Below are 11233 nucleotides of genomic sequence, written 5' to 3'. Positions count from 1 at the left end.
GGCGGCGAGGAGCCCGGCGCACAGGAGCGGCAGCGCGGCGCGGGCGCGGCGGGGAACGGCGGATCTCGCGGCGCGGGCGACCTCGCCGTGGCGCATGCTCACCTCCCGGGCGGCGGCTTGCCCAGCTCCTTCATGACGAGCTGCAGGTCCTCCCACGCCTTCTTCTTCTCCTCGGGGCTGCGCAGGAGATAGGCGGGGTGGAACGTCGGCATGAGCCGGATGCCTTCGTACTCGCGCCAGCGGCCGCGGAGCCGGGTGATGGGGGTCGTGTCCCGCAGGAGCGTCTGCGCCGCGAACTTGCCCAGCGCGACGACGACGCGCGGCCGGATGGCGGCGAGCTGGGCGCGCAGGAACGGCTCGCACGCCTCGATCTCGTCCGGCTCCGGGTTGCGGTTCCCGGGCGGGCGGCACTTCACCACGTTCGCGATGTAGACCTGCTCGCGCTGGTAGCCCATCGCCTGGATCATCTTCGTCAGGAGCTGGCCCGCCTTCCCGACGAACGGCTCGCCCTCGCGGTCCTCGTCCGCGCCCGGCCCCTCGCCCACGAACACCAGCTCGGCCTGGGGGTTCCCCACCCCGAACACGAGCGTGGTGCGGCCGCCGGCGAGCTTGCAGCGGCGGCAGTCGCCGAGCGCGTCGCGGACCTGGACGAGCGCCTCGCTCCCGCAGCCCTTCTCCGCGGCGGCGGACGGGCGGGAGGGCGCCTCCCGGGTTCCCGCGGGCGGGGTGTGCTGACCAGGAGGAGGGTGGGTCACGGGGGCAGCGCCGACCGGCGCGCTGCCCTCGGCCGCACGCCCGGCCGGCCGGGCATGCGCGACCGCCGCCGGCGGTTCCACGGGCAACGACGGCCTCGGAACCTCCCGGACGCCGGCCGCCTCCAGCCAGCGCAGGTGTCGCGCCAGCTCGGCCGCGACCTCCGACACCGCCTCCCCTGAACGCGCTTCGCCCACCTGACCCCTCGAAAAAACAGGAACCTCGCGTTGCGACCGCCGCCGCGCGAAACCTAGAATCGAACCCCGATGAAGCTGCTCCGCCTGCTCCTCCCCGCCACCCTCGCCGCCGCCGCCGTCGCCATCCTCGCCTGGCCCTCCGACGCCCAGGCGTGGGGGCCGCTGGCGCACCTCAACTTTTCGGCGCAGGCCCTCGCGAACCTCGGGGTGGCGCAGCCCTCGCTGCGCCTGGTCCTGCAGGACTTCGGCAACGAGTTCCTCTACGGCTCCCTCGCGGCGGACATCGTGGTGGGCAAGAACATGGCCCGCTACCTGTACCACTGTCACAACTGGCGCGTGGGCTTCAACGTGTTCAAGCAGGCGAAGCCCGGGGCCGAGCAGGCCTTCGCGCTCGGCTTCCTCGCGCACCTCTCGGCCGACACGGTCGCGCACAACTACTTCGTGCCGTTCAAGACGGTCGCCTCGTTCCACAAGACCAACACCCGCCACGCCTACTGGGAGCTGCGCTACGACCAGCGCATGGACCGCGATCTCTCGCGGCTGGCGCGCCAGGTGTCCACCCGCGCCATCCGCGGCCACGACGACTTCCTGGCGCGCACGCTGACCGGCGCGTCGGTGATCCCGTTCGGCGTCTCGCGGCAGCTGTTCCGGTCGCTGCTGGTGAGCGCGCGGATGGGCCGCTTCCACCACGTCTCGCGGCTGGCGCTGGCGCGCGAGCGCAACCTGGTGCTCGAGCCCGATCTGGTCACCGAGACGAACGAGCTCGCGGTGCAGGCCATCCTCGGGCTGCTCGCCGAGGGCGAGCGCAGCCAGGCCGCGCGGGCCGACGCCACCGGCGCGCGCAACATCCGGCTCGCCACCGACCTCCGCAAGCAGCTGAAGGAGCGGACCGCGCGCCACCGGATCCCGTTCCGCGACGCGACCGACATCGCCGAGGAGACGCGCCTCAGCTTCCGGCGCGGCATCCACGGCAAGCTGATCCTGCCGCCGTCGATCGCGAAGCTGGCCGCGTGAGACCGCTCCCTCGACTCCGCGCGGCCCTGCCGCGAGCCCCCCGCTCACCCTGAGCGTAGGCGGGCCGGAGGCCCGCCGGAGTCGAAGGGCCGCGCTACGCTCGGGATGAGCGACCGGAGCCGACCGGTCCTTCCGCTCGTCCTGAGCCCGTCGAAGGACGAGCGATCAGCTCCGCGGCCGGCGCGCGTCGAGCACCGGCAGGATCCAGTCGAGGATCGCCTCGGCCACCTTGTCCTTCGTGCCCTCGATCTCGGCCAGCTCGGCGGCCGAGACGAGCGCCACGCGGTTGGTGTCGCCGCCGAAGCCGGCGCCCGGGGCGCCGACCTTGTTCGCCACCACCAGGTCGCAGCGCTTGCCCTTCAGCTTCTCGCGGGCGCGCGCGATGACCTCCTCGGTCTCCGCCGCGAACCCCACCAGCACCGGCGCGCCCGGCTTGCCGGCGTGGCGCTCGCCGAGCCCGGCCAGGATGTCCGGCGTGCGGGCGAGCACCAGCGTCTCGTCGCCGGGCTTCTTCTTGAGCTTGTGCGCGGCGGGCGCGGCGGGCCGGTAGTCCGACACCGCGGCCGCGCCCACGAACAGGTCCATCTCCGCCTGGGCCGCCTCGACGGCGCGCGCCATCTCCTCGGCGGTCTCGACGCGCACCACCTCGACGCCGGGCGGGTCCTCGAGCGCGGTGGGGCCCGAGACGAGCGTCACCTGCGCGCCCCGCCGGGCCGCCACCCTCGCCACCGCGTAGCCCATCTTCCCGGACGACGGGTTGGACACGAAGCGGACCGGGTCGATGGGCTCGCGGGTCGGGCCGGCGGTCACGAGCACCTTGCGCCCGGCCAGGTCCTGGCGCCCCAGCAGCCGCGCGGCGGCGAGCGCGATCTCCTGCGGCTCGGCGAGCCGGCCCTCGCCCACGTCGCCGTCGGCCAGCAGCCCAGCGGCGGGGCCGACCACGTGCATCCCGCGCGCGCGCAGCGCGGCCAGGTTCTCCTGCACCGCGACGTTGCGCCACATGCGCGTGTTCATGGCCGGGGCGAGGAGCACCGGGCAGGTGGCGGCGAGCACCGCGGTGGTGACCGCGTCGTCGGCCATGCCGGCGCGGATCCGCGCGATCAGGTCGGCGGTCGCGGGCGCCACCACCACCAGGTCGGCGACGCGCGCCATCTCCAGGTGGCCGTAGGTGAGGTCCGCCGCCGGCTCGAAGAGGTCGGTGAGCACCGGCGCGCCGGACAGCGCCTGGAAGGTGAGCGGGGCCACGAACCGGGTCGCGGCCGGGGTCATGGCGACGCGCACCTTGCCGTGACCCTTCACGATGAGTCTGGTGAGGTCGCAGGCCTTGTACGCGGCGATGCCGCCGCCCACGCACACCACCACCGTCCGGTTGCGGAAGTCCATGCGCGCATCTTACCCGCGTTCCGGCGCCGACGAGGGCGCGCGCGCGGCGGCCGGCGCGGCTATCATCCGCCCGAGTGGATCCCACCCGTCCCGGCCCGTCGCAGGGCGATGCGGCCCTGCCCCCGCCGCCGCCCCTTCCCTCCCCGGCGTCCCCGCCACCGGCCGGCGAGCCCGGGCCCGCGGCGCCCGCGGCCGCGCCGTTCCGCAAGAGCGGGCTCGCGTTCTTCGCGGTGGTCCTGCTGCTGTACGGCCCCGGCATCCTGGCCCAGCAGCTCCACCCGGCGGCGGGCCTGGCCTGGAGCGAGGTGTTCGTGTTCCTGCTGCCGGCGTTCGCGGCCGCGCTCGGCTCGAACCTGCGCCCGGTCCCCTACCTCGGCCTCGCCCGCCCGGCGGGCGTCCCGCTGGCGCTCGCGGCGCTGGCCGGCGCGGCGGGGTTCCTGGTGGCGAACGCGCTCATGTTCGCGTGGGTGGAGGTGCTCCCGCCGCGCATCACCGAGCTGTTCGACGTCGGCCGGCTCTTCGACACGCCGGGGCCGGAGCGGTACGCCATCGCGGCCGCGGCGGCGCTCCTCGCCCCGGTCTGCGAGGAGGTCGCGTTCCGCGGGTACCTGCAGCGCACCGTGGCCCTCCGCCGCGGGCCGGCGGCGGGCCTGGCAGCGGGCACGATCTTCTTCGCGCTCCTGCACCTCGACCCGGTCCGCCTCCCCGCGCTCCTGCTGCAGGGGCTCCTGTTCGGCTGGCTGGCGCTGCGCAGCGGCAACACCTGGAACGCGGTCGCCGCGCACGCGATGAACAACGCGCTCGCGGCCGGGGCCGCGCTCGCCGGCGCCGGCGCGGGCGCGGAGGAGGCCGCCGCCTCGCCCAGCGCCGGGCAGATGGCCGCGACGCTGGTGGCCGGCGGCGTGGCGCTGACGCTGCTGCTGCGCGCGTTCCGGAACGCCACGCCCCCGCCGCCGCCCGCCGCGGCCGCGCTGCAGCGGCGCGATCCGGTGCAGCCGTCCGTCCGGTTCCGGCTGGCGCGGCTGCCGCAGGGCGTCTGGGCGACCGCGTCGCTCGGCATGACGCTGCTCGCGGCGCTCGCGCTCGTGGTCGCGCTGGGGGGCGGGCGCCACCCTCCCCCGGCGGCGCCGCCCGGTCCGGCCCCCACCGTGCCTGCTCCTTGAGGCCTTCCCCCCGCTGCGATGCGGTCCCGCCCGCCCCGGCCCGTTATCCTTTGGTTCGACCTCCCCCGGAGACCCGCGTGAACCGGACCCTCCTCGTCACCGCCAGCCTCGCCGCGCTGCTCGCCGCCGCTCCCGCCCGGGGAGAGCGCGGCCCCTCCACCCCGGCCGAGCGCCGCAAGGCGGTCGAGGTCACCCGCCGCCTGGAGCGCGAGCCGCTCGCGCGCCGCGCCGCGGCCGACCGCCGCTGGCTGCTGCAGTGGATCGTGGAGATCCCGGACATCCAGGTGCGCGGCTGCTCGGGCCCGCTCGACCCGCTCGCCGAGGACGACGGCGGCCGCTTCGGGAAGATCCTCTACGTGCAGTCGGTGTTCGGCATGGCCGTCTACCAGATCGAGCACCCGCGCAGCGCGGACGACTGGCTGGCCGTGCAGACCGCGGGCGTGGAGAGCGTGCTCCGCGCCTACCGTTCGCTGCTGCGCGCCCGCCCGCAGGCCCGCTGGGACGAGCTCGACGCGCTGCTCGCGGCCCAGCGGCGAGGCCGCCTCGCGGCGCTGCTCGAGCAGGCGATGGAGGGCTGCGACGAGCCCGCCGGCCCGGCGCCAGGCGACGCGATCTGACGCAGTCGCATCACCTTTCGTGAATGTACGCCGCGGCCGCACCGCGGCGCTCGGCCGCGCGGCTCCGTCCGGGCGTTGACGCCCGGGGGCGGCGGCCGCACGCTGCCGGGGTGGCGCGCGAGCCGCGCCGCGCGCGGGAGATCGGCATGAAGGTCGTCTGCTCCTACTGTCACCGGCTGCTGCGGGAGTCGCCCGGGGAGGCCGTCGGCGTGAGCCACGGCATGTGCCCGGACTGCGACGCGTACTTCGCGAAGCTGTGGGGCGGGCTGAAGCTGGGCGAGTACCTCGACCTGCTGCCGGTGCCGGTGATGGTGGTGGACGGCGGCGGGCGCGTGGTGGCCGCGAGCGAGCAGCTGGCGGAGGTGCTGCACCGGCCGCGCGCCGAGCTGCGCGGGCTGCGCTGCGGCGAGGCGATGGCCTGCTCCCGCTCGCGCCTCCCCGGCGGCTGCGGCAAGGCGGAGCACTGCCGCGAGTGCACCATCCGCCGCACCGTGGACGAGGTGCACGAGACCGGCCACTCCGTCGCCGGCGCGCGCGCCTGGGTGAAGACCGACGCCGGGCGCGTCCCGGTGACCATCTCGGCGCGGCCGGCGCAGGGCTTCGTGGAGGTGACGCTGGACGACGAGCCCGGCCCGCTCGCGGAGGCGCTCCACCGTCAGCCCCCGCGCTGACGCTCGTGGTTCGACGGGCTCACCACGAGCGGCGTGAGGAGGCCGCCCCGCGCTGACGCCCGTGGTTCGACGGGCTCACCACGAGCGGAGCGGCCGGAGCGGCTACCCGGCGCGCCGCAGCACCATGCACTTCAGGTAGCGGCCCTCGCGGAACTGCAGCGAGACCGGGTGATCCGGCGGCTGCCGCGTCTCGGCCACCAGCGCGAGGTCCACCCGCGCCTTGTAGGCCGCCTCCTTCACCGCGTCGGCGAACTGCTCCGCCGAGACGCGCGCCGAGCAGCTCGCGGTGACGAGGAGCCCGCCCGGCGCGAGCACGGCGAGCGCGGCCCGGTTCAGCGAGGCGTAGCCGGCCAGCGCGCCCTCCACCGCCTTCTGCGACTTCGCGAACGCGGGCGGATCGCACACCACCAGGTCGAAGCGGCGCCCCTCGCGCTTGTAGCGGGCGAGCAGCTCGAAGCAGTCCTCGGCGGCGAAGGCGTGGTCGGCCGCGTCGAGGCCGTTGGCGCGGAAGTTCTCGCGCGCGAGCGCGATGGCGTCGCGGTCCACGTCCACCGTGACCACGTGCCCGGCGCCGCCCAGCGCGGCCGCCACCGAGAAGCCGCCGGTGTAGCCGAACAGGTTGAGCGCCTCGGCCCGCCCGCGGGCCAGATCGCGGACCATCCGCCGGTTCTCGCGCTGGTCGAGGAAGTGGCCGGTCTTCTGCCCGCGCCGCACGTCCACCAGCACCTTCATCCCGTGCTCGTCGATGGCGATCCGCTCCGGCGGCTCGGCGCCCCACAGCACGCGCCCGCCCCCGCCGCCCTCGCCCTCGTCCTGGTCGTCGCGCGGGATCTCGTCGCGGCCGAACACGCCGGCGACGCCCTCCTGCTCGGCGTGGAGCGCCTCGACGATCTCGGCGCGGTGCGGGGTGAGGCCGGCCGAGTAGAGCTTCAGCACCACGTGGCGGTCGTACCGATCGGCGACCACGCCGGGCAGCGCGTCGCCCTCGCCGTGCACCACCCGGTAGCCGGTCGTGTCGCGCACCAGCTCGCGGCGCAGCGCCACCGCCCGCGCCACCCGCCGGCGCCAGAAGGCCGCGTCGATGGCCTCGGCCGGCTCGCGGGTGAGGATGCGGACCGAGATGGCGGAGTGCGGATCGTAGTAGCCGCGGGCCACGAAGCGGCCGTCCTCGGTGACGTCCACGATGGTGCCCGCCGGCAACCGCGCCGGCGCGCGCTCCACCGCCTTGCGGAACACCCAGGGGTGCCCGGCGCGCAGGTGGCGCGCCAGGTCCTTGCGCAGCGGCAGCTCGGCCTCGGCCTTCATCGCGCCTCCGTGCGGCGGCGCCGGGCCGGCGAGGCCGGGCGCGCGCGCGCCCCCCGCTCGCCCCGCGCGCGGGAGAAGTTGCCCACCACCAGCCCCGGCCGCGCCCGCTTCAGCGCGCGCACCAGCGCCGGGATGCCCAGCGCCGCGCCGGGCGCGCCGCGGTCGCGGGCGATGGCCATGTAGACGTCCGGGTCGATGGCGAGCGGCCGGGTCTGCACCTGGTCCACCCCGGTCTCCGCCACCAGGCGGCAGAGCCGCTCGGCCTCGCCGGCGCGGTCGGTGACGCCGGGGAAGGTGAGCAGGTTGAGCGCCACGTAGGCGCCGCCCGCCTTCGCGGCGCGCACGCCGCGCACCACGTCCTCGAGCGCGTAGCCGGTGGGCCGGTAGTAGGCGGCGTAGAGGTCGGGCGAGGCGCTGTTGAGCGAGATGCGCACCGACTCCAGCCCGGCCGCGATCAGCCGCGCCAGCGCCTCCGGCAGCGAGCCGTTGGTGTTCGCGTGCAGCGTGCCGCGCCGGGTCCGCGCGCGGATGAGCCGGATGGCCTTCTCGATCTCCTTCCAGCGCAGCAGCGGCTCGCCCTCGCAGCCCTGGCCGAAGGAGACCATCACGCGGCCGGTGGCGCGCTCCAGGTGGCGCACCGCCACGTCGGCCATCTCCTCGGCGGTGGGCGGCCGCGCGATCCGCTCGTGCGAGGACGGCGGCATCCCCTCGTCCTGCTCGGAGAGGCAGCCCACGCAGGCGGCGTTGCACGCGGCCGACGACGGGATGGCGCCCTCGTCGCGGCCGTAGAACGTGTTCTGCGCGGTGAAGCAGCGCCACTCGAGCGCGCACCGCGCCAGCTGGCGGTAGATGGGGTTGCCGGTCGCGACCAGCCCGTCGACCTTCGCCGGCAGGTCCGGGGTGGAGTGGCGCGACGGGTCCCAGTGCGAGCGGCGGTCGGTGTGGAGCGCCCACACCACCGGCCCGTCCTCGCCCAGCCCGGCCGCGGTGTAGGCCCACTGCGGGAGCGTGGGCGCCTCGTCCACGGTGGCGAGCGGCGGGCGGGCCGCGGCCGGCAGCAGCGTGCGGGTGTAGCCCGGCGGCAGCGTGGCCCCGACCGCGTGCGGAACGATGCGCCGGCGCCCGACCTTCACCTCGTGCAGCACCACCTGCGCGCCGGTCTCCGGGTCGAGGCCGACGGGGCGCCGCCCCGGGAGCAGGCACAGCGTCGCGCCGTCCGGCAGCGGGAGCGCGCGCTCCGCGGGGCGCAGGATCGCGTCGCCGCTGCGCGCGGCCGCGAGCAGCGTCGGGTGGTCGTAGACCGTGCCCCGGTCGTCGGCGAAGAGGAGTCTCGGCATGGGCGTCGTGCGCTTCACCCGCGCGGGCGCGGCGGCGGGCCGAGGGTCTTACCACGCCGGCGTGCGCCGCGCCGGGGCCGCGCGGACCCCCTGCCGGCTCCCGCGCCCGGGGCTTCCGGCCCCGGCCGCCGGGATGCTAGGAATCCCGAGTCCTTTCCGCGTGCTCGCCCTCTCCCCCTCCGGTCCTCCGGCCGGACGGACGGCGCGCGGGAATCTCCCCGGCCGATGGGCCGTTTCCCAGGTCGAGTGGCCTGAATCGGAAGCGGGTGCGCGTCGTCCGGGATTAGATCGAGATCAAGCCCGAAATGTTCGACCTCCGACAGAACGACCTGACCCGCGACGAGTTCCAGGAGCTCGCGCTCAAGCACATCGACCCCCTCTACTCGGCGGCGCTGCGGCTCACCAAGAACGACCGCGACGCCGAGGACCTGGTCCAGGACACGTTCCTGCGCGCCTACCGCTTCTTCGACAAGTTCGAGCGCGGCACGAACATCAAGGCGTGGCTGTTCAAGATCCTGACCAACACCTTCATCAACCGGTATCGACGGTCGGTGAAGGAGCGCAACATCGTCGAGGGGTCGGAGCGCGACGCCGTGCACGAGCGGTTCGTGTCGCGCGAGGCGGCCGAGTACGCGGCCAACCCGGAGCAGTACTTCTTCGACCGGCTCCTCTCCGACGACGTCCTGAAGGCGGTGGACTCGCTGCCCATCGACTTCCGGATGGTCGTGATCCTCGCGGACCTGCAGGAGTTCTCGTACAAGGAGATCGCCGAGATCCTCGACGTCCCGGTGGGCACCGTGATGAGCCGCCTGTACCGTGGACGCCGGCTGTTGCAGAAGGCGCTGGCGAGCTACGCCGTGGTCTCCGGGGTGATCCAGCTCCCGGAGTCCGAGGACGGCGAGAGCATCGACCTCGAGACGTACCGGCGCCGCCGCGGCAAGTCGGCCTAGGATCCCGGCCAGAGGGCCCCGAATGCGGATCGACTCCACCGTCACCGCCGCCATGGACTGCCGCGAGCTCGAGCGATCGATCGACGTCTACCTGGACGGCGAGTTCGGTGAGCGCGAGCGCGCCGAGGCCGAGGCCCACCTCGCCACCTGCACGCCGTGCCGCGCCATGGCCGACCGCCAGGGCGCCGTCCGGCTCGCGCTCCGCGCCAAGCTCCGCGAGGCCATGGCCTCGCCCGCCGCCGCCGGCTGCGCGCCGCCGCACCTCCGCGCGCGCGTGCGGACGTCGCTCGCCCACGAGCGCCGGCCGCTCTGGCGCCGCGTGCTCCAGCCCGTCCCCGTCGCCGCCGTGGCCGCCTGCGCCATGGGCGTGCTGGTGGTGCTGGCGGGCCACCGCGGCGACACCGCCCTGGTGGACGACGCGATCCGGGTGCACCACCGCGCGCTGCCGCTCGAGGTGGACGCGGCGGCCATGCCGGGCTGGTTCGCGGGCAAGCTCGACTTCCACCCCGCCCTGCCGCACTTCGCCGGCGCCGTCGCCCGCCTCGAGGGCGCCCGGCTCTCCAACCTTCGCGAGTGGCCGGCGGCCTACGTGCGCTACCAGCTCCCCCGCGGGCAGGCCGGCCTGTTCATCGTGGACGACCCGGACCGCCGGTTCGACACGCCCGGCCGCGAGGTGAAGGTGGGTCCGCAGGTCGTCCGGGTGGTCAACGCGCGCGGGTACAACGTCGCGGTGTGGCGCCAGGACGAGATCGTCTACTCGCTCGTCTCCGACCTCGACGAGGACGCGCTGTTCAAGCTCGTCCAGGCCGCCCAGGCCGAAGCCGCCGGCGGCCGATAGCGGCCGATCGCGGCGCCGGCGGTGTGGTCGCGGGGACGACCCGCGGCCCCGGCGTCCGTTTTGACCTCGCCCCGCGCCGCGGGTAACATTCACCAGCATTTTCCGCGTGGTGCGCGACGTGCGCGCCGTCCCTCCCGCCCGTGCCCGGGTCCGCCTGATGCCCAAGAAGATCCTGCTCATCGAGAACGACGCCGCGTTCGCCGCCGAGCTCTCGAAGACGCTCGAGGCGAGCGGCTTCGACGTGCGCGTCACCGGCGACGGGAAGCTCGGGATCGAGCTGGCCCGCGAGTGGGCGCCCTCGGGCGTGGTGCTCTCCGTCGAGCTGCCCGGGATGAGCGGCTACCTCGTCTGCCAGAAGCTCAAGAAGGACGACGCGCTGAAGGCGACGCCGCTCGTGCTCACCAGCGCCGAGGCGACCGAGGAGACGTTCGAGAACCACCGCAAGCTGAAGGTCCGCGCCGACGAGTACCTGCTGAAGCCGTTCCCGGCCGCCGCGCTGGTGGAGAAGCTCGGCGCGCTGGTGGGGCTGCCCGACGCGGGCGAGGAGCCGCTCGAGGCCGACGAGGAGATCGTCTCGCTCGAGGAGGAGGTGGGGCTCGAGGCGGTCTCGGACCTCCCCGAGGCGGACCTCCCCGCCCTCGACCTCGACGCGCTCCCGGACGAGCCGGGCGGCGACGTGCCGGCCGGGGACGACCTGGCGCTGCTCGACGAGGCGTTCGACGGCATCGCCGCGCCGCGCCCCGAGCGGCCGGGCGACGCGCTCGACCTGGCGCTCGGGCTCGGCGACGGGCCCGCCGCGGTGGACGACCCCCTCGACCCGTCGCTGCTCGACGGGACCGACGACCTCCCCGGCCCCGCGGGCCTGGACGCCGCGGACGATCCGGACGCGGGCCTGTCGCTGCTCGACGCGGACGCCGCGCTCGGCGCGCTCGCCGACGAGCCGCCCGCGCCGGCGCGCCCGCCGGTGCGCGGCGCGAGCGCCGACGCGCTCCGCGCGGCGGGGAT

Annotated in this window: 11 protein-coding genes; 7 read left to right on the top strand and 4 right to left on the bottom strand. The window is 75.5% G+C overall.

Annotated features, from left to right (window positions below; genetic code table 11):
- Window positions 1–98: 98 nt before the first annotated feature.
- Window positions 99–755 (bottom strand): uracil-DNA glycosylase family protein, encoded by a 657-nt coding sequence (locus PSR1_RS17240; RefSeq protein WP_237758101.1) that lies wholly within the window; start codon window positions 753–755, stop codon window positions 99–101.
- Window positions 756–1019: 264 nt separating this feature from the next.
- On the opposite strand from PSR1_RS17240, the gene PSR1_RS17235 reads away from it, so the two are divergent.
- Complete coding sequence (locus tag PSR1_RS17235) at window positions 1020–1964, top strand: zinc dependent phospholipase C family protein (RefSeq protein WP_059438688.1); 945 nt, start codon at window positions 1020–1022, stop codon at window positions 1962–1964.
- A gap of 165 nt (window positions 1965–2129) precedes the next feature.
- On the opposite strand, the gene coaBC is transcribed toward PSR1_RS17235, so the two are convergent.
- Complete coding sequence (coaBC, locus tag PSR1_RS17230; protein ID WP_059438687.1) at window positions 2130–3347, bottom strand: bifunctional phosphopantothenoylcysteine decarboxylase/phosphopantothenate--cysteine ligase CoaBC; 1218 nt, start codon at window positions 3345–3347, stop codon at window positions 2130–2132.
- A 74-nt stretch (window positions 3348–3421) separates the two neighbouring features.
- Here coaBC and PSR1_RS17225 point away from each other — a divergent pair, with 74 nt between their 5' ends.
- From PSR1_RS17225 to PSR1_RS17215, 3 genes are all read left to right on the top strand, one after another.
- On the top strand, window positions 3422–4510 hold the full coding sequence (locus PSR1_RS17225) for a type II CAAX endopeptidase family protein (protein WP_059438686.1): 1089 nt from the start codon (window positions 3422–3424) through the stop codon (window positions 4508–4510).
- A 77-nt stretch (window positions 4511–4587) separates the two neighbouring features.
- Complete coding sequence (locus PSR1_RS17220; protein ID WP_193388378.1) at window positions 4588–5127, top strand: hypothetical protein; 540 nt, start codon at window positions 4588–4590, stop codon at window positions 5125–5127.
- A 146-nt stretch (window positions 5128–5273) separates the two neighbouring features.
- The gene (locus PSR1_RS17215) at window positions 5274–5798 is read left to right on the top strand and encodes a PAS domain-containing protein (protein WP_059438691.1); all 525 of its coding nucleotides are present in this window, start codon (window positions 5274–5276) and stop codon (window positions 5796–5798) included.
- A 102-nt stretch (window positions 5799–5900) separates the two neighbouring features.
- Here PSR1_RS17215 and PSR1_RS17210 read toward each other — a convergent pair whose 3' ends face one another.
- A complete protein-coding gene (locus PSR1_RS17210) occupies window positions 5901–7103 on the bottom strand; it encodes a class I SAM-dependent rRNA methyltransferase (protein ID WP_059438684.1) in 1203 nt (400 codons plus the stop codon).
- The gene (locus PSR1_RS17205; RefSeq protein WP_059438690.1) at window positions 7100–8440 is read right to left on the bottom strand and encodes a radical SAM protein; all 1341 of its coding nucleotides are present in this window, start codon (window positions 8438–8440) and stop codon (window positions 7100–7102) included. Before PSR1_RS17205 ends, PSR1_RS17210 begins: the two co-directional genes overlap by 4 nt.
- Before the next feature lie 305 nt (window positions 8441–8745).
- Here PSR1_RS17205 and PSR1_RS17200 point away from each other — a divergent pair, with 305 nt between their 5' ends.
- The 3 genes from PSR1_RS17200 to PSR1_RS17190 form a co-directional block, all read left to right on the top strand.
- On the top strand, window positions 8746–9390 hold the full coding sequence (locus PSR1_RS17200; RefSeq protein WP_012525537.1) for a sigma-70 family RNA polymerase sigma factor: 645 nt from the start codon (window positions 8746–8748) through the stop codon (window positions 9388–9390).
- Window positions 9391–9412: 22 nt separating this feature from the next.
- Complete coding sequence (locus tag PSR1_RS17195) at window positions 9413–10228, top strand: zf-HC2 domain-containing protein (protein ID WP_059438683.1); 816 nt, start codon at window positions 9413–9415, stop codon at window positions 10226–10228.
- A 157-nt stretch (window positions 10229–10385) separates the two neighbouring features.
- The coding region (locus tag PSR1_RS17190) for a response regulator transcription factor (RefSeq protein WP_152643375.1) at window positions 10386–11233 on the top strand (848 nt) is incomplete at its 3' end.

Source organism: Anaeromyxobacter sp. PSR-1 (assembly GCF_000964525.1).
Taxonomy (GTDB): Bacteria; Myxococcota; Myxococcia; order Myxococcales; family Anaeromyxobacteraceae; genus Anaeromyxobacter.
This window is presented reverse-complemented; position numbering and strand designations above follow the sequence as displayed.